Source organism: Pseudomonas sp. PK-RTE-24 (assembly GCF_054052265.1).
This window is the reverse complement of record NZ_CM133224.1, coordinates 4,223,345-4,244,510: the sequence shown is the minus strand read 5'-3', so window position 1 is coordinate 4,244,510 and position 21,166 is coordinate 4,223,345. Positions and strand designations below refer to the sequence as shown.

At 58.2% G+C, this 21,166-nt stretch carries 16 protein-coding genes; 10 read left to right on the top strand and 6 right to left on the bottom strand.

Annotated elements, in window-relative coordinates; genetic code table 11:
- Positions 1-275 precede the first annotated feature (275 nt).
- A complete protein-coding gene (locus tag ACV8MC_RS19120) occupies positions 276-455 on the top strand; it encodes a hypothetical protein (protein ID WP_252876388.1) in 180 nt (59 codons plus the stop codon).
- A 15-nt stretch (positions 456-470) separates the two neighbouring features.
- On the opposite strand, the gene ACV8MC_RS19115 is transcribed toward ACV8MC_RS19120, so the two are convergent.
- Both ACV8MC_RS19115 and ACV8MC_RS19110 read right to left on the bottom strand, forming a co-directional pair.
- Complete coding sequence (locus tag ACV8MC_RS19115) at positions 471-1,772, bottom strand: ATP-binding protein (RefSeq protein ID WP_252878281.1); 1,302 nt, start codon at positions 1,770-1,772, stop codon at positions 471-473.
- A 4-nt stretch (positions 1,773-1,776) separates the two neighbouring features.
- Complete coding sequence (locus tag ACV8MC_RS19110; protein ID WP_016774890.1) at positions 1,777-2,478, bottom strand: response regulator transcription factor; 702 nt, start codon at positions 2,476-2,478, stop codon at positions 1,777-1,779.
- Between the two features lie 253 nt (positions 2,479-2,731).
- Between ACV8MC_RS19110 and ACV8MC_RS19105 the strand changes: the two genes are divergently transcribed.
- The 4 genes from ACV8MC_RS19105 to ACV8MC_RS19090 all read left to right on the top strand — a co-directional run bounded on the left by ACV8MC_RS19105 (position 2,732) and on the right by ACV8MC_RS19090 (position 8,484).
- Positions 2,732-3,889 (top strand): efflux RND transporter periplasmic adaptor subunit, encoded by a 1,158-nt coding sequence (locus ACV8MC_RS19105; protein ID WP_041480213.1) that lies wholly within the window; start codon positions 2,732-2,734, stop codon positions 3,887-3,889.
- Positions 3,890-3,904: 15 nt separating this feature from the next.
- Complete coding sequence (locus tag ACV8MC_RS19100; RefSeq protein WP_457263004.1) at positions 3,905-7,003, top strand: multidrug efflux RND transporter permease subunit; 3,099 nt, start codon at positions 3,905-3,907, stop codon at positions 7,001-7,003.
- Between the two features lie 162 nt (positions 7,004-7,165).
- Positions 7,166-7,807 (top strand): DUF1345 domain-containing protein, encoded by a 642-nt coding sequence (locus ACV8MC_RS19095; protein WP_457263003.1) that lies wholly within the window; start codon positions 7,166-7,168, stop codon positions 7,805-7,807.
- Between the two features lie 167 nt (positions 7,808-7,974).
- Positions 7,975-8,484 carry a hypothetical protein gene (locus ACV8MC_RS19090; RefSeq protein WP_056789698.1) on the top strand — a complete coding sequence of 170 codons (510 nt, stop codon included), beginning with the start codon at positions 7,975-7,977 and terminating at the stop codon, positions 8,482-8,484.
- Positions 8,485-8,534: 50 nt separating this feature from the next.
- On the opposite strand, the gene ACV8MC_RS19085 is transcribed toward ACV8MC_RS19090, so the two are convergent.
- The 3 genes from ACV8MC_RS19085 to ACV8MC_RS19075 all read right to left on the bottom strand — a co-directional run bounded on the left by ACV8MC_RS19085 (position 8,535) and on the right by ACV8MC_RS19075 (position 14,261).
- Complete coding sequence (locus tag ACV8MC_RS19085; RefSeq protein WP_457263001.1) at positions 8,535-10,976, bottom strand: autotransporter outer membrane beta-barrel domain-containing protein; 2,442 nt, start codon at positions 10,974-10,976, stop codon at positions 8,535-8,537.
- A 249-nt stretch (positions 10,977-11,225) separates the two neighbouring features.
- A complete protein-coding gene (locus ACV8MC_RS19080) occupies positions 11,226-13,310 on the bottom strand; it encodes a hypothetical protein (protein ID WP_457262999.1) in 2,085 nt (694 codons plus the stop codon).
- A 105-nt stretch (positions 13,311-13,415) separates the two neighbouring features.
- Positions 13,416-14,261 (bottom strand): hypothetical protein, encoded by an 846-nt coding sequence (locus tag ACV8MC_RS19075; protein WP_457262997.1) that lies wholly within the window; start codon positions 14,259-14,261, stop codon positions 13,416-13,418.
- 237 nt (positions 14,262-14,498) lie between these two features.
- On the opposite strand from ACV8MC_RS19075, the gene ACV8MC_RS19070 reads away from it, so the two are divergent.
- The 5 genes from ACV8MC_RS19070 (at position 14,499) to ACV8MC_RS19050 (ending at position 19,804) form a co-directional block, all read left to right on the top strand.
- Positions 14,499-15,527, top strand: coding sequence for a LacI family DNA-binding transcriptional regulator (locus ACV8MC_RS19070; protein ID WP_457262995.1), 1,029 nt, complete (start codon positions 14,499-14,501; stop codon positions 15,525-15,527).
- A gap of 150 nt (positions 15,528-15,677) precedes the next feature.
- Positions 15,678-16,460: a sugar phosphate isomerase/epimerase family protein gene (locus ACV8MC_RS19065; protein ID WP_056789681.1), complete on the top strand. Its 783-nt coding sequence runs from the start codon at positions 15,678-15,680 to the stop codon at positions 16,458-16,460.
- The gene (locus tag ACV8MC_RS19060) at positions 16,453-17,472 is read left to right on the top strand and encodes a sugar kinase (protein WP_457262993.1); all 1,020 of its coding nucleotides are present in this window, start codon (positions 16,453-16,455) and stop codon (positions 17,470-17,472) included. Before ACV8MC_RS19065 ends, ACV8MC_RS19060 begins: the two co-directional genes overlap by 8 nt.
- Positions 17,473-17,529: 57 nt before the next feature.
- Positions 17,530-18,828, top strand: coding sequence for an MFS transporter (locus ACV8MC_RS19055; RefSeq protein ID WP_076562678.1), 1,299 nt, complete (start codon positions 17,530-17,532; stop codon positions 18,826-18,828).
- Between the two features lie 13 nt (positions 18,829-18,841).
- A complete protein-coding gene (locus ACV8MC_RS19050) occupies positions 18,842-19,804 on the top strand; it encodes a 2-hydroxyacid dehydrogenase (protein WP_252886298.1) in 963 nt (320 codons plus the stop codon).
- A 149-nt stretch (positions 19,805-19,953) separates the two neighbouring features.
- Here ACV8MC_RS19050 and ACV8MC_RS19045 read toward each other — a convergent pair whose 3' ends face one another.
- On the bottom strand, positions 19,954-21,141 hold the full coding sequence (locus tag ACV8MC_RS19045) for a pyridoxal phosphate-dependent aminotransferase (protein ID WP_041480186.1): 1,188 nt from the start codon (positions 21,139-21,141) through the stop codon (positions 19,954-19,956).
- Between the last annotated feature and the right edge of the window lie 25 nt (positions 21,142-21,166).

The window sequence follows — 21,166 nt, the reverse complement described above, 5'->3', positions numbered from 1 at the left end:
GACATTTTTCAGAACCCCGGAGACAGAAAGTAAAAACCCGCCTCTAGGGCGGGTTGGGTGCTGCAGTCGTGAGCTAGCCCGCCAAATAAGGAATGGCGGTAATAATGCTTGGCTGGCAGCGCGATACGGTGAAAGTCATGGACTGGAAATTAGCCTGCCGTTGGATGACAAGTCAATGGCCCGCTGCAGAACTTTGAATCTTCCGCAGAACTGAGCAGTCACTGCAAAGGAGAACAACAACTTCTGCTCCAAGCCGATGAAAGTGGAGATCGACCATGAATATCCGCCAAATGCTGTTCGCCGTCCCGCTGCTGGTCGCCGCCCTGTCCAGCCCTGCTGCTTTCGCCGTCGATGAAAGCGACGCCGTGAAAAAGCCCGAATGTCCGAAAGGCCAGGTGTGGGACAGTAAAACCCAGCAATGTGTGTTGCAGACCAGCGGCACAACGCAGCCCTGAAATTCGTCATACGGTTCAGGCCATGGCCGGCAACCACAGCCTGAATCGCGCCCCACCCAGCGGCGAACTCTCAACGGTAAGTGTGCCGCCCTGCGCTACGAGCGCTCGGCGGCTTATCGCCAAACCGAGGCCGAACCCACCCGTCGCGCGATCACGGCTGCGGTCGAGCCGATAGAACGGTTCGAAAATCCGCTCGCGCTCATCGTCGGGAATGCCGATGCCATCGTCGTCAACCCATATCTCACACCCGCCGGCAATGACCTGCACGCCAATCTGAATGCGCTTTTCGCAATAGCGCATGGCATTGCGCAGAAGGTTCTGGATGGCCCGGGCGGTCAGGCGCGGATCCAGCGCGAAGCGTTCGAGTTGACCGTGCAGCAGAACGTCAATCACGATGTCTGGCGACTCCAACTCCTCATCGACGCTGCCGAGAATGCTGTCGATGAATTCGTCCAGCGACACCTCGATGCGCTCAGGCGACTGCGCCGGATTCTGCAAACGGCTGTAGGAAAGCAACTCCAGCACCAATTCATCCAGCTCACGAATATGGGCGACCAAACTCTGCAGGCGCTCGCGGCTGGCAGCCGGCAAGTCTTCTGACAATGCCAGCGCCAGGCCGAAATCCAGACGCGTCAACGGCGTACGTAGCTCATGGGAAACGGCGTTGAGCAGATCACGTTGCTGGTTGAGAAGGTTTTCGATATCGCCGGCCATGGTGTCGAACACGTTGGCGAGGCTGCCGATGTTCGAACTAGGGGCGATTCTGGTTCGCTCGCTCAAATGCCCCTTGCCGAAGCGTTCGGCAGTGCCCTTCAAACGTTCAAGATCGCGCCAGTGCGGGCGCAACCAGAGCAGCAGGCAGCCGAGCAACATGGCGCCGATGAGCACATTAATGCTCCAGTACAACAGATCGACGTCGACCGGATCCGGCGGTACGACCATACGCACGGCCATGTCCGCATTCAGCGGAGTGACTGCCAAAGTTCGCCAGCCCCAATCGCCGATGCGCACCACGTTCTCACCACGGTGCAAACGTTCCTGCTCGATGGGCGTGAACACTGGGTCGTCGATTGGCGTCAGGACGATGTGCAGCGGCTGAAACTCCTTGTCCATCGCCGCCGCAATCGCCGGCCATTGCTCTTGCGGCGCAGCATGAAACTGCTTGGTGATCAGCGATTGCAGACCTCGGGAGAATTCCAGATTGTAGGTGACGAAGCGATCCCGAAAGGCCATGACCACCAGATCCGGCACCAGATAGATCGCCGCACTATAGGAGACGATCGTCACCAGATACAGGCGAAACAGAATGCGAAACATCAGCTCAACATTCCCATTCGGACCGGCTGAACAGATAGCCCTTGCCCCACACGGTCTTGATCTTGCGCGCCTCGCCGGCGTGATCATCGAATTTGCGCCGCAGCTTGGAAATCGCCACGTCCACCGAGCGGTCAGTGCCATTGAATTCAATACCGCGCAGCCGCTGAAGAATCTGATCGCGACTCAGCACTTCGCCGGCATGTCGGGCCAGCACCACCAGCAAATTGTATTCGCCGCTGGACAGTTCAACCGCTTGATCACGCCAGGTCACGGTGCGCTCGGACAGATCGATGCACAGATTGCCCATGACGATCCGATCGTTGACCGCCAGCGGTTCGCCGAGGCTGCTGCGCCGCAACAACGTGCGCACTCGCGCCAGCAGCACTCGTGGCTCGCAGGGTTTGGTGACGTAGTCGTCAGCGCCCATTTCCAGGCCCAGTACCTGATCATGACTGTCATCGCGGGCCGTGAGCATGAGGATCGGCAGTGTCGCCGAATCGGCACGCAGCAAACGGCACACCTGCAAGCCGTCGAGGCCCGGCAGCATGAGGTCGAGGATCACCAGATCCGGCGGACTGATCCGCGCCCGCTCGCGCACATGGTCGCCACGGCCGATGACGCTGACGGAATAACCGTTGCGCTCCAGGTAGCTGGAAATCAGTTCGGCGAGGGCGGTGTCGTCTTCGACCAGGAGAATGTTGGGCATGGGGTGTTCCAGAGAATGCTGTGGCGACAGTCGGGACTCATTCGCTCGCACATTGAAATGCGATCTCCTGTGGGAGCGAGCCTGCTCGCGAAAGCGATCGAACTGTCGCAATAAATTTCAAGGCCTGCAGGATATACGCCCTCGCGCACCACCGAGCAAAACCCTTACACAATTTCACACAGCAGCTACAAAGCTTCACCGCTAACCTCCCCGTCTGGCCGTAGGATGCGGCCTTCAATATTGGGGGTTGTACATGTCTGGAAAACTGCTGGCCGGGCTCGGCCTGATCGCATTGGCGCTGACGCTGAGCGCCTGTGACTCATCCTCGAACGCCGAAGAGCAAGCACCACCAGCCACCGTGCGCATCGAGACCATCAAAACCCAGCCATTGTCGATCAGCAGCGAACTGAGCGGCCGCATCGCCGCGCCACGGATTGCCGAAGTGCGTGCGCGAGTGGCCGGCGTAGTGTTGCAACGCACCTACCGCGAAGGTAGTGACGTGAAAAAAGGCGATGTGCTGTTCCGCATCGACCCGGCACCTTTCAAGGCGGATCTGGACAGTGCCGAAGCCGCGCTGCGCAAAGCCGAGGCCAACGCCTTTCAGGCCAGATTGCAAGAACAACGCTATGCGCAGTTGATCGAGGACCAGGCCATCAGCGGTCAGGACTACGACAACGCCCGCGCCGCTGCCCGGCAGACGGCAGCTGATGTCGCGGCCAGCAAAGCGGCGCTTGAACGGGCGAAACTGAACCTCGGTTATGCCACCGTGACCGCGCCGATTTCCGGCCGCATTGGCCGCGCGCTGGTCACCGAAGGTGCGCTGGTCGGGCAGAACGAAACCACGCCGCTGGCGTTGATTCAGCAACTCAACCCGATCCATGCCGACCTCACCCAGTCGACCCGCGAGCTCAATGAACTGCGCCGGGCATTGCGCTCCGGGCAGTTGCAGGAAGTCGGTCAGGATCAAGCGAAGGCCACGCTGATTCAGGATGACGGTAGCGTGTATCCGTTGCCCGGCAAGCTGCTGTTCAGCGACATCACGGTCGATCCCGGCACCGGGCAGATCATTGTGCGCAGCGAGTTTCCCAATCCGGATCTCGACTTGCTGCCGGGCAGCTTCATCCGCGTACGCCTTGAGCAGGCAACCATCCAGAACGGCATCACCGTGCCGCAACGCGCGGTGCAGCGTGACAGTGCCGGCATTGCCCAGGTGCTGACTGTCGATGAACAGATGCGCGTGGCGCAGCAACCGGTGCAACTGGGTGCGGTGCAGAACAATCGCTGGATTGTCACCGGCGGCCTGAAGCCCGGCGACCGTGTTGTCATCGAAGGCCTGCAACACGCCCGTCCCGGGGAAAAGGTGCAGATCGACGAAACCCCACTTCCACTTGCCCAGACCACTGGTCAGTAAGCAGGACGCTTCTATATGCCGCAGTTCTTTATCGACCGCCCGGTGTTTGCCTGGGTGGTCGCCCTGTTCATCCTGTTGGCCGGTGCGCTGGCCATTCCGCAGTTGCCGGTGGCGCAATACCCCGACGTCGCCCCGCCGCAAATCGAGATTTACGCCGTCTACCCTGGCGCCTCGGCGCAAACCGTCGATGAAAGCGTGGTCAGCCTGATCGAGGAAGAGCTCAACGGTGCCGATCACCTGCTCTATTTCGAATCGCAAAGCAGCCTGGGCAGCGCGACGATCAAGGCAACCTTTCAGCCGGGCACCAATCCCGAGCTGGCGCAGGTCGATGTGCAAAACCGCCTCAAGGTGGTCGAGTCGCGCCTGCCGCAAGCGGTCAATCAGCAGGGGTTGCAGGTGGAGAAGGTCTCTTCCGGTTTCCTCTTGCTGATCACTTTGACCTCGAGCGACGGCAAGCTCGATGACGTGGCGCTCAGCGATTATCTGGCGCGCAACGTGATGAACGAGATCAAGCGTCTGGACGGTGTCGGCAAGGCGCAGTTGTACGGCGCCGAACGTGCGATGCGGATCTGGATCGACCCGCAGAAGCTCATCGCGTTCAACCTGACGCCGGCCGATGTCAACGAAGCCATTGTTGCGCAAAACGCCCAGGTTTCAGCGGGTAGCATCGGTGATCTGCCGTCACCTTCGACGCAGGAAATCACCGCGACAATTCTGGTCAAGGGCCAATTGTCGACGCCGCAGGAGTTCGCCGACATCGTGCTCAAGGCCAATCGCGACGGCTCCACGGTGCGCATCGGTGATGTCGCGCGCGTCGAAATCGGCAGTCAGGAATATCAGTTCGGTACACGCCTGAACGGCAAGCCGTCCACCGCCGTCGGCGTGCAGCTGTCTCCCGGCGCCAACGCACTGAACACCGCGACGCTGGTGCGGGCGAAGATGGATGAACTGGCGCGCTACTTCCCGGCCGGCGTGGAGTACAAGATTCCGTACGACACCTCGCCCTTCGTCAAAGTCTCGATCACCAAAGTGATCTACACCCTTGGCGAAGCGATGCTGCTGGTGTTTGCGGTGATGTTCCTGTTCCTGCAAAACGTGCGCTACACGCTGATCCCGACACTGGTGGTGCCGGTGGCGTTGATGGGCACTTTCGCGACCATGCTGGCGCTGGGGTTCTCGATCAACGTGCTGACCATGTTCGGCATGGTGCTGGCCATCGGCATTCTGGTGGACGACGCCATCGTCGTGGTGGAGAACGTCGAGCGGATCATGGCCAGCGAGGGCCTGTCGCCCAAGGAAGCCACGCGCAAGGCGATGACGCAGATCACCGGGGCGATCATCGGCATTACTCTGGTGCTGGTCGCGGTGTTTATTCCGATGGCGTTCATGCAGGGTTCGGTAGGGGTGATCTATCAACAGTTCTCGCTGTCCATGGCCACCTCGATTCTATTCTCGGCGTTCCTTGCTCTGACGTTGACCCCGGCATTGTGCGCGACCTTGCTCAAGCCTGTTGCCAAGGGCGAGCACCACGAGAAGTCCGGATTTTTCGGCTGGTTCAATCGTCGCTTTGAGCAATTGACCGACCGCTATCAGGGTTGGGTCGGCTATGCGCTCAAGCGTACGGGTCGCTACCTGATGATCTACGTGGTCCTGCTGATTGGACTCGGAATCTGTTTTGCGCGCCTTCCCTCTTCGTTTCTGCCGACCGAGGATCAGGGCTACACCATCACCGATATTCAGCTGCCACCCGGCGCAACGAAGAACCGTACTGTACAAGTGGCCGAACAGCTCGAAGCGCACAACGCCGGTGAGCCGGGAATCAGTGACAGTGTGGTGATCCTGGGTTTCAGTTTCTCCGGTAGCGGGCAGAACGCAGCGCTGGCGTTTTCGACGCTCAAGGATTGGTCGGATCGTGGCAGTGACGATGCTGCCAGCTCGATCGCCGATCGCGCCAACGCGGCGCTGAGCCAGATCAAGGACGCCATGGCCTTCTCGGTGCTGCCGCCGCCGGTGGATGGCCTTGGCACGTCCAGCGGTTTCGAGTTCCGCTTGCAGGATCGCGGTGGTCTGGGCCATGCGACGTTGATGCAGGCGCGTACGGAACTGCTCGCCGCCGCCGAGAAAAGTCCGGTATTGATGAACGTCCGTGAAAGCGCGCTGGCCGAAGCACCGCAGGTGCAGCTGATCGTCGACCGCAAGCAGGCGAATGCCTTGGGCGTATCGTTCGCCGACATTGGCAACGTGCTGTCCACTGCCGTGGGTTCGAGTTACATCAATGACTTCCCCAATCAGGGCCGTATGCAGCGGGTGGTCGTGCAAGCCGAAGGTGATCAGCGCAGTCAGGTGGATGATTTGCTGAAAATGCATGTGCGCAACAATGCTGGAAACATGGTGCCGCTGTCCGCATTCGTCCAGGCCAACTGGATTCAAGGCCCGGCGCAGTTGACTCGTTACAACGGCTATCCAGCGATCGCGATATCTGGTGAACCGTCAACCGGGCACAGTACCGGCGAGGCCATGGCGGAAATCGAACGACTGGTTGCGCTGGGGCCGAAAGGTCTGGGTCAAGAGTGGACCGGTTTGTCGTTGCAGGAGCGTCTGTCCGGCAATCAGGCGCCGATTCTGCTCGGTTTGTCGCTGCTGGTGGTGTTCCTGTGTCTGGCGGCGCTGTATGAGAGCTGGTCGATTCCGACCTCGGTATTGCTGGTGGTGCCGCTGGGTGTACTCGGCGCGGTGCTGGCGGTGACGATGCGCGGCATGCCCAACGACGTGTTCTTCAAGGTCGGACTGATCACCATCATTGGTCTGTCGGCGAAAAACGCGATCCTGATCATCGAGTTCGCCAAGAGCTTGTATGACGAAGGTCACGATCTCATCGATGCGACGTTGCAGGCCGCGCGTTTGCGTCTGCGGCCGATCGTGATGACATCGCTGGCGTTCATTCTCGGCGTGGTGCCGTTGGCCATCGCCACCGGCGCCAGTTCGGCCAGCCAACAGGCGATCGGCACTGGCGTGATCGGCGGGATGATTACGGCGACGCTGGCGGTGATCTTCGTGCCAGTCTTCTTCGTCGTAGTGATGAAACTCGTACAACGATTCACCAAACCCCACTGATCCAAATGTAGGAGCTCTCGAGTGCAACGAGGCTGCGATCTTTTGATCTTGAAAAGCTAAAGTCGAAAGATCGTCCGATCGCGGCCCGAGCCTTCGGCGGCTCCTACAAAAGCCGGATCGCCTGCGCTATGGTGCACTGACAGTTCACCGACGTGAGTCACCATGCGCTTCCTCGCCCGTACGCATCCTCGCCTTTCCGGCGCCGCCCTGTTAGGCATCGCAACGGGCCTGTTGGTCCCGGCCGATTCCATCCTCAGCAAAATCCTCATTGGCTGGAACGTCGGTGTCTGGACTTACCTGATCCTGATGTTCTGGCTGACCATACGCGCCAAGGCCCCGGACGTGCGACGCATCGCCGAAGTCGAAGACGAGAACGCCGGGCTGGTGCTGTTTGTGGTGTGCATTGCCGCGTTGGCCAGTCTCGCCACCATCACCCTTGAACTGGCCGGCAGCAAAGACCTGGAAACCTCACGCAAACTCATGCACTACGGGTTCACAGCGCTGACAGTGACCGGCTCATGGCTGCTGATAGGTGTGATCTTCTGTGTGCACTACGCCAGATTGTTTTACACCTGGGACGGCAAAGAGCCGGCGCTGCGTTTTGCTGAAGGACTGACCACCCCCAATTACTGGGATTTTCTGTACTTCTCGTTCACCATCGGCGTGGCTGTGCAGACTTCGGATGTGGGTGTTGCAACGCGGGATATTCGAAAGATTGTGCTGGCGCAGTCGTTGATCGGTTTTGTGTTCAATACGGCGATCCTCGGGTTCTCGATCAACATTGCAGCAGGATTGTTCGGCTGAAAAACACGGCTTGTTCTGGCAGTTCAAAGCTCACAAAAACGTACGCCTGTAAACTGTCAACACTGACAGTTTACAGGCGTACTGTATTCACGCTTCCATACAACATCCAGAAGTAGGACGGGTCAGTCTTTGGATGTCCCCAACCATATTGTATGGAGATAAAACTCATGAGCTATGCAGCCCGAGCCTACACGACGATCTCTCCGGTTTTAGCGCCGACCTATTTGTCAGCCACTATCAACGGCGATGCCAACCCAAACTACAGGTTTGTCAAAATCCCTCAATTCATGGAGTTTCGATCTACCTCTGTACCTTCCTTCGGGCCGAAGCCCTACCCGGAAGGCCTGCGTTACGTTCTGACAGCTGGACACACTAAGGATGGTGTGACGCGTACGCTTGAGTTTGTGTTCCCTTTTAAACCCCAATCGTCGACCTATGACCTCTCCAAAGATAGCGATGATGTCAGAAGTACCTACTATTCCAATCCTGCGACGGGTGATCTGCACGTCTCTGTGAGCGGGAGCCTGACATTGAAATATGACGACATTAAAAAAACCCTGAGTGGCACTTGGTCGGGCACATATGACCATGGTGGAGAGAGCGGCAACGAAGAGTTTCCGATCACTGGGGAGTTTGTCGCTAACGCAGACCTGAGCAAGAGAAAAAACGCTTACTGACTACGACAAAAAGGAAGCTGCGAGGCTTCCTTTTTTTAATGCTGATGCAATCAGAAACTGAAGCTCAGCCCAACACTCCCTCCTAGCTCCTGGTCAGCTTTGCTGCCCCTGCTGGTCCCTATCTCGCCATACAGTTGCCATTTGTTATTGGCCGGAACCCAATTGAGGCCCCCGGTCAGTTCGAGGCTGGTGCTGGACAAATCGTTGTTGAATCCAGTGTCATTCACGCTGACACGATTATTGTTGACGAATTCATGACTTAACGCCGCGTGCAGCCTGGGTTGCAATTTTCCGCCATTGTTCAGCACCACCTCGCGACCAACGGTCATTCCGACCTTGCCGAGCAATGAGCGGGTCTCGTTGCTGTCTACCTGCAGTCCGTTGTCCAACTTGTAGTCCTTGCCTTTTACCGTCGCAACACCAACCTGAGCAGAGGGCTCGATGAAGTAACCTCGGTTAAAGACTATATGCTTACCTACTTCGACGGTTCCACTGATGCCGAGATTATCGAAGTCACCCTTTGTTCGAGTGTCATCGCTCAAGGTGACTTTGACGTCATTACTGAAACGGTTGATTTTGCCAACGGTATCCACGTAATACCCGGTCGTTTCGTCATACCAGGACAGATACATCCCGCCATAGGTGCTGTTGATCGTGCCGGCGCTGCCGCGGGCCAGGTTAAGGCGAGTGGTGCTGTAGCCACCAAAAACCCCGATCAACCATTGGCCATCACCTATCGGTAGTGGCGTGTCCACCCCCAATGAGACGCCAGTCTGATTCTGTTTATAACCATCACCGTAGGCATTCTTGACGTTGTACTGATTGGCATGAGTGCGTATCCACAGGCCGCTGGTCGCGTTTTGATTATCTGAGTCCAGTGCCGCAATCGATCGCGATCGCGGCTGAGTGCCGGCCATGCGACGGTCGCCGAGGCGAGTATTGAGAGTGGTCATTTCCGAATAGATAACCGTAGGAGCGGTACCGGCAATAGCCAATGCTGTTTGTGAACCTGTACTCGGCGTTGTCCCATCAGGCCGCAGGAAAATACCTTCGCCCTCTCGCACCAGTTTGTACGCCAAAGCACCACGATCAACCTGACCGTTTCTCAGATCGAACTCAGCATCCCCGCCAGCGATGTTAGCCACTTGAAGCGGTGCACCGGTGACAGGTTCGCTGGCGCTTGCACCAACTACCAGCTCGTGACGGCCACTGGCTGATTCCGTGACATTGAGAAAGTCCGTTTCACCGGTGGACACGTCAGCATCCAAAAAAAACCGGCCGTTGCCTGACAGGTTGGCAACATCCAGACGGACGAACTCGGCGGGCGTGCCGAATCTGACGTTCCCGCCCTGCATTTCGAGATTCGATAACGAATTGCTGCCATCCAGGTTCCATTCAGCGCCACGCCCGATGGACATAGCGCTGACGCCAGTAACCGAACCGTGCAGGATCGAGTCGTTATCCAGCATCACGACGCCAGCCCCGGAGCCCTGAATGTTACCGGTGAGTATGCTTCGGGTATCAAGCGAAACAGAATCGACGTTGGTCAAATCGCCGTCAAGGCTGGCATTGTTTTGCAAGAAAACCGCGGCGGTCCCGCCGTCAGCAACCGCTACATTGCCGGTCAACTGGCTGTCGTCGATTTGAAAGCGCGCTGCTGCGCCATCCATGACCTCGAGGATATTACCGTTGCCGCCGATCAGATTCGAACGGTTAGCTATCTCGATCAATACCGGTTGATCGTCCGGCGTCGCAAAATCGACTTTGATCGCTGCGCCGGTGCGGCCCTGCACGGTTGACCCATCAATCTTCAGTACACTCTGTGCGGTGACATCGCTCGGGTTCAGGACAGTATCCTCGCCAAAGATGATCCCATTCAGTTCCCCGGTGACCTCGCTGGCTGCACTGACATTGGCGTTGCCGCCATAGAGTTCGAGACCAACACCATCGGCGTCTGTCCCTTCAACCCGGCTGTCCACCAGATTCAACGTACTGAGGGATGTCACCGCTGCACCCGAAAAACCGCCTGTCAAACTACTGCCAGTGACGGTCGCTGTTGAGCCAACGGGTATATTCAGGTCGCGCGCAAGCGACATTGCTCTGCCATCGCTGGACAGCGTACTGCCGGATACCACTGCCGAGCTGTCGGTCAAGCTCAGCGCAGTGTCAAAATTGCTAGCCGTCACCGTTGCCGCGTCCAGAGACACTCGGGCGTCTGCGGAGGCTTCAATCTGTGAAGTGCTGGCGGAAATCGCGTTTAACGTCCCACCGCCGACAACGATGTTCAGCGTATCACCGCCATTGACGTTGAGCGTGGCGGTGACAGGGATGAACCAGGCTTCTGGCGTAGCACCGCCGGATACGGTTTCGACTTCACCAGGATTGAGATTTCGGGAAAAGGCCGTCTCGGATATTGCAATCAGCAATGCTGCGCAAGAGAGCGTGCCAGCGAGTTTTGAAACTGTCGGTCCCAAGCAATTTTCAAACGTCATATTCACTTCTCGTTGAGTTTTATCGGGACGGAAGAAAGACGGTTCAGACGTACATATTCCATCAGACGACCGTTGTAGACGGCGCTGGAGAATACCTGCTAGTCCGGACTTTCTCTGTAGGACTAATCCTCTTAATAGGTGGGCTTAATCGCCCACTCGCGACATTTCGAGATGTTTCTTACTCCGCAAATAAAATTGCATTGCCTGAAGAGGCTGGCTCTCCGGCAATGCAATGATCGCGAATGCCGTTTATGGAGCAGGCGCAGGATCCCAGCCCGGTTCCGATTCGCAGTACAAGAAGTCAGCATTGAGCAAGTAGACAATCATTTCCTGAACTTCTGACGTGGTTACAATTGGCGTCGAATACCAGATTTTTACATAACCTGCGTAAAAGTCGGTCGGATCAGGCGTGGTAGCAGGTGGACGAGGAAGATTACGGATAAAAGGTGCATATGGCACTTCCCAAAGCATCCCCTCCGTTAGCTCGAGCGCAGTGATCGCACGAGTACCGGAAAAAACCGTATCCGACGGTGCGTCTATGGTGTATTTATCGTCATGCCAGCCTTGCCAATTGAATGTGATGTTCATTCCATCGGTGAAATGATCATTAGGTTTGATCTTGAACGTCGCAACGTGATCATCCCCCGTCAAGCTCTCGCAAATAATGTATGGATCTTCGGTGCCATCTGTCGGTGGACGTTGGAATTCCGGCTTATCGAGAACAATGACTACAGTATTGACAGTTACCGTCTCCTTTGCCGAGTCTTGAGTATTATTCCGGGCGGGGTTTTCATATGTCCACCAAGCCTCTTTAAGCCCGATACCACCCGGACCGACAACGGTATATGGCAAATCTACCTGAATGACTGTATTGATATTCGACGGAGTCATTTGAATGGAGTTGACGATAATTTCGCCTTGATCCCCGAGATACTTCAAAGTAACCAGATCGCCCGGTTCGGGATCGGGAAACGTCGTCCCGGCGGTGACAGGCGAGACATCGATGTGAGCCTTGGCAGTCTGGTCGACATCCTGAGGGCCCAGTAAGTTATCCGTGACAGGTGGCTGTCCGCGGACGATCAGTTTCCGGAATTCGGGATTAACCTCAGGGGGCGGGGTCGTCGGGTCGACGGTATAAGGCGGATGCGTCGAGAAATCTGTTTTTACAGTTGTTGTTCCATCGTCGATGGATAAGCCGCCACGCATCAAGTCAGCTTTGACGACCACGTCCAATTCGAAATTCGTACCCGTCTGGTTATCAAAGTATTGTTTGCTCAGACTCGACCAAGGAATGGTGAACTCCAGCTCCGTGAGTGCGTTGAATGGCAGATCCTGGGCTGGTTGAGCGCCGTATGTCAGGCTCACTACGTCGGTGCCGATTGTATCTACCAACCGGCTGACTTTTACCTTCACACCTGCACGCGCATCTTTTAAATCGATCAGACCGTCTTCGTTTGCCGGGACGGTAATGACGCCCAGTTTGGGAAGTGGCAGAAAACGCACGTTTTTGAAATACACGCCCCATGCGCTCTGGTTGCCAGCAGCGTCAGTAATGATGAACCAGATGAAGGCCCGGCCGCTCGTTACCTTGCGTAGCTCTGCGGTCGGGATGGACAGCTTGCCATCGGTGGGCATCGGTCCGTTGAAAAAAGGGGGCACCTGCGGAGGGTTGGTACGTGTACCTGCCACGTACAGGGTCAACGTGTCATCCGGCTGAACGTTGGCGTAGCCTGTATCAATTTGTACCTGCAATCCCCCTTCGTTACCTGGCTGACCCGCCCATGTGTCATCCAGATCCCCGGGGGCATTTGGAAACGTGGCTGGCGGAATTGTTCTGGCGCCTGGAACCTGTCCTGGATTTGTACCTGTTTGTGCAGGTTTCGCTTGCCAGGCACCAGTACGGTCGATAAAAAACTTCATCACAGGACCGGTCAGCGGGTTGAGCCCCCGCTCATACAGCACGCTACGCACCCAGATCGGCGTCGGCCCCACCGGGGTTGCATCCTCACCCAGAAATTCGGTAGGCACTGTGATCGGAAAATCTACAGGACGGCTGGCCACGTCGCCGAGGTTTACCCTGTTTAACCGCGTGAAGTCTGTCGGCAGCGGATTGGCAGGAGGCTGGGTTCGCGTAACGTCAAGGGCGATCTGATCTCTGCTGTTAGGATTCGACCACACATTGGTCTTGACCATAAGTGTCAGCGCGGCGCCCACAGGTATCGCAGCTATCGGAATGATGTCCTTGTTCGTGCCGCGCCCGTCTGGCAATTCGGGGGTAGGTGCGACCAGAACGCCCAAGGGTGTGCCTGACTCCGCAGTTTGAATACTTGTCATGTGCCTTCTCCATTGCGTAGAAAATGTTTTTTGATCCATGCATCTTCGACAATGGCGAATGTCGCCAACTGCAGTCGTAATATCGCTGCTACTGTTGCGGCCTGATCACTTCATCCAACTTGCATCCGAGCAATACTTGTTTTCTCCCGGAATTTTCCTGTCTACCTTCACCAGCCCGGTAAACGAGCGAAAGATAGGTACACCGTCGCGCAATAGCTGGTAATTAACTAAGGCCGAATCGTTTTCCTCCATGGGTTCTATATGTGAAGCAAATGGTCTGATTACGATCTTGACTGGCTCCTTGGTCACAACATCTGTCACAACCTCAGTAAAGTTAAACACCTGTGTCAAAGGGTTTCCCGACCCGTTTAAAGAATCCCATGCCTGCCAATCCAGGCTGAGGACATCCGCAAGCTGAAACAAGTCATCGAAAGGAATTTCGATACGTACCCCTTCCCAGATAAACAAGGCTTCCGGATCGCCGGGATGGTTCTTGTAACATCCGATATATCCCCAAGCATCCGCATCGGGAAAAGTAACCTCCTTCAAAAGTTGCGGCGGCTTAACTATCGCAAAAGTCAGGCGTCGTGAAGGTGACGTAGTAGGGTTGATCGAACGTACTGTGTAGAAAAGCTCAAACGAAGCCACATCCGGAAGTTTCTCGGGAGCTACTGGAATACGAAACTCCGGCGCATCGTCCGCGGCCCCATACTCGCCAAAGGCGACGAAATCAGGGTTACCAACAATGAAAATTTCAACACGATCTTTATTCACGCCTGAAACAGGAAAGTTCGGCCAGCGGTCAATAATACAAACGATGCCCACCTGTTTTGCGTCCGGCGGCAATGTTCCGGCCGGGTCAAGCGGATCGACGCCTTCCACTCGTGGCAGGCTCAGAAGCACGCCGGGATTCAATGGATTGCTGGAGGTAGTCGGCGTTTCGATCGGCATGGAATTTCTCACTGGCTGGTCATCTAGGCCTGAAAGAAATTAAGCGCTGGTATTGGAAAGATGCCTACTGTCAGATCTGACAGGTAAAGCAACCGTTTGTCGGAAATCCATTTTGCCGTGACTGCTTCCGCTGCATTTGAAGGTTGACGGCTCAAGGTCAGATAGTGTCTTCTGAAACCGGTTTCAGCGGTATCCATGCCGTTAAAACGCTACATTTCAAAAATAAGGTCTGACCCATTGAACGACTTCTCCGCCGCCCAGCGCAGCCGCGTGACCATGCTTGATGTTGCCGAACGCGCTGGTGTATCCAAGGCCAGCGTCTCGCGCTTCATCGGCGAAGACCGCGCGCTGCTCTCCGATGCCATTGCCCGGCGCATCGAGCAGGCGATTGATGAACTCGGTTACCGCCCCAACCAAATGGCCCGCGGCCTGAAACGCGGGCGCACTCGGCTGATCGGCATGCTCGTCGCCGATATCCGTAACCCCTATTCGATTGCCGTGATGCACGGGGTGGAAACCGCCTGCCGTGCGCACGGCTACAGCCTGGTGGTGTGCAACACCGACCGCGATGACGAGCAGGAACGCCAGCATCTGGCGCTGTTGCGCTCTTACAACATCGAAGGGCTGATCGTGAACACGCTGGGCCATCACCGGGACGAACTGCATGAGCTGCGCCGCGAGATGCCGCTGGTGCTGGTGGACCGCAAGGTCGACGGGCTGGACAGCGACATGGTCGGACTGAATAACCCGCAAGCGGTTGAAATGGCACTCACACACCTTGAGCAGCGCGGATATCAGGATTTATTGCTGGTAACCGAACCGTTTGATGGCACCAGTTCGCGGATCGAACGGGTCAGCAGTTTTCAAGCGCAGATTGCCCAACGCTCGGCCCTGACCGGGGCGGTGCTGGAAACCGGCGATGATCTGAAGGCGCAACTTCAAACTTTTTTAAACACCCACGTTGACGGTCCGAAAGCACTGTTTTGCGCCAATGGCGTGGCGGCGCTGGCGGCGACTCACGCGTTGCGCGCACTCGGTGTGCGCTTGTTCGAGGATGTCGGGCTGATCGCCCTGGATGATCTGGATTGGTATCCGTTGGTGGGCAGCGGGATTACCGCGCTGGCACAGCCGACGCAAGAGATAGGCGCGCGGGCGTTTGAGTGTCTGCTCAAGCGCTTGCGCGGGGATGATGAGGTGGCGCGAATTGTGGATTTTGCGCCGGTGCTGATTGAGCGGGGTTCGACCCGAGGGATTGGCGGCGTCTGATCTGGCGCTTTCGCGAGCGGGCTCGCTCCCACAGGTGACCGTGTTGCAAATGTGGGGGCGAGCCTGCTCGCGAAAGGGCCTGCACAAACACTACAGAATCACCTGATTTTTTTTGAACAAAAATGAAACCGGTTTCAGAGGTCAATAACAATGAATAAACCCGCCGTTTCCATCAGTCTGTCCAGCTACGGTGCCGAGCTCGTGCGCCAGCGTGGGCAGGATTGTTTTATCGACATCCTCGCGGCAGCCGGGGCGAATCGCATCGAGTGGCGTGAAGAGCTGCTGACCCGTGAAGACCCGGCGCAACTGGCTCAGGCTACCCAGGCGCAGGGCCTGCAAAGCATTTATTCCTCACCCACCGAACTCTGGCTCGCAGGGCAAGCGCAGCCAAATCCCGAACTGATTACCGCGCTGCAACAGGCCCAGGCATTCGGCTCGAAATGGCTGAAAGTGTCCCTCGGTTATTTCACCGACACCTCTGACTTGCAGGCACTGGCCGAGCGACTCAAGCAAAGCCCGGTGCAACTGCTGGTGGAGAACGACCAGACCTTACACGGCGGACGTATCGAGCCGTTCCAGCGTTTCTTTGCCGCCGTCGAGCAGTACAACCTGCCGATCAAGATGACCTTCGACATTGGCAACTGGCACTGGCAGGACCAGTCCGCCGCCAGCGCCGCACGCGCGCTCGGCCGTCACGTCGGTTATGTGCATTGCAAAGCCGTTGCGCGCCGCGCCGACGGCAAACTGGTTGCCGTACCACCCGCCATCAGCGACCTGCATCTGTGGGAACAACTGCTGCGACACATGGACCAAGGCGTTATGCGCGCCGCCGAGTACCCGCTGCAAGGCGATGATCTGGTGCAACTGACCCGCGAACACGTCGCCGCCCTCGCCCGCCTCGGTCAATCGCGCCTGGAGCCAGCTCATGTCTGAGATCGATATTCTTTCTTTCGGTGAAACCATGGCAATGCTCGTCGCCGAGCAGACCGGCGATCTGGCCAAGGTCGAGCAGTTTCACAAACGGATTGCCGGGGCCGACAGCAACGTCGCGATCGGCTTGTCGCGCTTGGGTTTCAACGTCGCGTGGCTGAGCCGGGTCGGTAACGATTCGCTCGGACGCTTTGTGGTCGAGACGCTGATCAAGGAAGGTCTGGATTGCAGCCACGTCGAAGTCGATCAAAACCAGCCAACGGGTTTCCAGTTCAAATCGCGCAACGACGATGGCAGCGACCCGCAGGTCGAATATTTCCGGCGCGGTTCGGCGGCCAGTCATTTGTCGCCGAACTCCATCAGCGACAACCTGCTGAGCGCCCGCCATTTGCACGCCACCGGTATTCCGCCGGCGCTGTCAGGCTCCAGCCGGGAAATGTCCTTCGAGCTGATGACCCGGATGCGCAACGCCGGGCGCAGCGTGTCATTCGACCCGAATCTGCGCCCGAGCCTGTGGGCCAGCGAGGGCGAGATGATCCGCCAGATCAACCGCCTCGCCGCCCTTGCCCACTGGGTCCTGCCGGGGTTGAGTGAAGGTCGCTTGCTCACCGGTTTCGACGACCCGGCCGACATTGCTGCGTTCTATCTGGATCAGGGCGCCGAGGCCGTGGCGATCAAGCTCGGGCCTGCGGGTGCTTACTACCGCACGCAGCTGGATCAGGGCTTCGTTGCCGGCGTGCCGGTGAGCAACGTGGTCGATACCGTGGGTGCCGGAGATGGCTTTGCGGTCGGCATGATCAGCGCCCTGCTCGAGCACCAGAGTTTTGCCGAGGCCGTGCAGCGGGCGAACTGGATTGGCAGTCGCGCGGTGCAGAGTCGTGGCGACATGGAGGGGTTGCCGACTCGCCAAGAGTTATCGGTTGAATTTGAATCCGCCTTCGCGAGCAGGCTCGCTCCCACATTTGGAATGCAATCCTCTGTGGGAGCGAGCCTGCTCGCGAAGAGGCCCGCCTGATCACCGCAAATCAATGAACCTGCTGCGACAAAAACAACAAGCTCAGGAGTCACACCGATGAAAACTGCAACCCTCGCCACCCGCCGCTGGTGGTACATCATGCCGATTGTGTTCATCACATACAGCTTGGCCTATCTTGATCGCGCCAACTACGGTTTTGCCGCCGCGTCGGGCATGGCCGAAGACCTGATGATTACACCGGGTCTGTCCTCGCTGCTCGGTGCGCTGTTCTTTCTCGGTTACTTTTTCTTCCAGGTTCCCGGCGCGATCTACGCGCAAAAGCACAGCGTCAAGAAGCTGATTTTCGTCAGCCTGATCCTCTGGGGTGGTCTGGCCACGTTGACCGGCGTGGTGTCCAACGCCTATTGGCTGATCGTCATTCGCTTCATGCTCGGCGTGGTCGAAGCGGCGGTGATGCCGGCGATGCTGGTGTATCTGTGCCATTGGTTCACCCGTGCCGAACGTTCGCGGGCCAACACCTTTTTGATCCTCGGTAACCCGGTGACGATGCTGTGGATGTCGGTGGTGTCGGGCTATCTGGTGCAGCATTTCAGCTGGCGCTGGATGTTCATCATTGAAGGTCTGCCGGCGGTGCTGTGGGCGTTTATCTGGTGGCGTCTGGCCGACGACCGCCCGGCCCAGGCCAAGTGGCTCAATGAGCAGGAAAAACACGATCTGGAAAGCGCGCTGGCCGCTGAGCAGGTCGGGATCAAAGCGGTGAAGAACTACGCCGAGGCGTTCCGCTCGCCGAAGGTGATAATCCTGGCGCTGCAGTTTTTCTGCTGGAGCATCGGCGTCTACGGTTTCGTGTTGTGGCTGCCATCGATCCTCAAGGCCGGCGCGCAAATGGACATGATCGAGGCTGGCTGGCTCTCGGCGCTGCCGTATCTGGCGGCCGTGCTGGGCATGCTCGCGGTGTCGTGGGGTTCGGACAAGTTGCAGAAGCGCAAACGCTTCGTCTGGCCACCGCTGCTGATCGCTTCGATTGCGTTTTATGGCTCTTACGCCTTGGGCGCCGAGCATTTCTGGTGGTCGTACACGCTGCTGGTGATTGCCGGCGCCTGCATGTACGCGCCATACGGGCCGTTCTTCGCCATCGTCCCGGAGATCCTGCCGGCGAACGTCGCCGGCGGCGCCATGGCGCTGATCAACAGCATGGGCGCGCTCGGTTCTTTTGGCGGCTCGTATCTGGTCGGTTATCTGAACAGCTCCACCGGTTCGCCCGGCGCTTCCTATCTGCTGATGAGCGGCGCGCTGTTGCTGTCGGTGGTGTTGACCATTTTCCTCAAGCCCGGCGCCAGTGATCGCGTCGTCGCCAAAGCCGTCGCCACGCCGCGTGTGCCGGCGCATTCCTGAAAGGACTTTTGCCATGAAAAAACAGGTCGTGCTGTACAAGAAACTTTCGCCCGCGCTGATGGCGCGCCTGCAAGAGCAGTTTGACGTAACGCTGATCGAAAGCCTCGACGCCGACGGCCTCATGCAGCTGCGCGATGCCCTGCCCCGCGCCCACGGTTTGCTCGGGGCCAGCCTGAAACTAGATGCCGCGCTGCTGGATCTGGCGCCGCAGCTGGAGGCGATTGCCAGCGTCTCGGTGGGTGTTGACAACTACGACATCGAGTATCTGAATCGGCGCAAGGTTCTGCTGACCAACACCCCCGACGTGCTCACCGAAACCACCGCCGACACCGGTTTCGCCCTGATCCTCGCTGCCGCGCGGCGGGTGGTCGAACTGGCGAACATGGTCCGTGGCGGGCAGTGGAGCCGCAACATCGGCCCGGCGCATTTCGGCACCGATGTGCACGGCAAGACGCTGGGCATCATCGGCATGGGCCGAATCGGCGAAGCCTTGGCCCAGCGCGGGCATTTCGGTTTCGGCATGCCGGTGATCTACCACAGCCAGTCGCGCAAACCGGCGGTCGAGGAGCGTTTCGACGCACAATATCGCAGCCTCGAAGAGTTGCTCCAGCAGGCCGATTTCATTTGCCTGACCTTGCCGCTGACGGCGCAGACCGAACGTTTGATCGGCGCCGAGCAATTTGCGCTCATGCGGCCGGAAAGCATTTTCATCAATATCTCGCGGGGAAAGGTGGTTGATGAGGCGGCGATGATCGAGGCGTTGCGCAGCAAGCGGATTCGCGCGGCGGGGCTGGATGTGTTCGAGCGCGAGCCGTTGAATCATGACTCGCCGTTGTTGCAGTTGAGCAACGTGGTGGCGACGCCGCACATGGGCTCGGCGACTCATGAAACGCGTGAGGCAATGGCGCGGTGTGCGGTGGAGAATCTGTTGGCGGCGTTGAATGGACAGCGGCCGGCGAATCTGGTGAATCCTTGATGCTGATCGTTCCCACGCTCAGCGTGGGAATGCAGCCCGGGACGCTCCGCGTCCCTTCCGAAAGTTGGAACGCGGAGCGTCCCTAGAGGCATTCCCACGCGGAGCGTGGGAACGATCAGCAAGGCGCCGGTTCAGGCAATGCAAGACCCTCAGGCACTGCGCGCCTGCAACAGCTGCACCGCACACAACGCAATCCGCGCGCAGGCATCCGCCAGTTTGACCCGATCCACCACCAGCCCGATGCGAATATGCCCCGCCGCGCTCGGCCCGAACGCTTCACCGGCCAACACTGATACCCCGTAACCTTCCAGCAAGCGCTCGGCAAATGCCTGGGCGCCGAGGCCAGTCTGGCGCACATCGACCATCACGAACATGCCGCCATCCGGGCGAATCGGCTGCAACCCAGGGCAACCGTGCAAACGCTCGCACACCAGATCGCGCCGCAAGCGGTATTCCTCGCGCATCTGAGAGACTTCCGGCAGATCACTTTGCAGCGCTACTTGCGCGGCTTTCTGTACGAAATCCGGCAGACCGAAGAGCATGCTCAGCGACAAATTCACCAGATGCTCGGCCAAGGGTTTCGGGCCGATCATCCAGCCGATACGCCAACCGGTCATCGCATGGGATTTCGACAGACTGTTGATCGTCGCGGTGCGCTCGGCCATGCCCGGCAGGCTCGCCGGGCTGATGTGCTCGCCTTCATATAACAGCTCGCTGTACACCTCATCGCTGATCAGCCACAGGTCATGGCGAATGCACAGCGCTGCCAGTTCCTGCCAGATCAGCAAGGGCAAACTCGCGCCGCTGGGGTTGTTCGGACTGTTGAGCAGCATGGCGCGCGTTCGCGGGGTAATGCGCGCGGCAACATCGGCCGGGTCGACACGGAAACCGTTATCGGGGCGCACCGGCACCGCAATCACCTTGGCACCGCAGGCGCCAAACACACCTTCGTAAGTGACGTACATCGGCTCGGCGACGATCACTTCATCGCCCGGATCGAGCAGACACTGCGCCACCGAGTACACCGCGCATTGTGCGCCGGGCAGGACAATCACCTGATCAGGATCAACCCGTTGACCACTGCGCTGGCGATGACGCTCGGCAATCAGCCTGCGCAGCTCAAACCGCCCACGCACATCGGCGTAATGGGTATCGCCGGCCAACAGGCTATCGATCGCGCCATGGACGATCGGCAACGGCGTATCGAAATCCGGATCGCCGACGCTCAACAACAAAACATCAACGCCCTCGGCGCGCAGTTCCAGCGCTCGGTCGTGAATCTGCCAGGCAGCGGCACCCTCCCCGGCGATTCGTTGGGTCAAGGCTGAATAGCGCATGTACGTCTCCTGTTAGCGCGGTTTC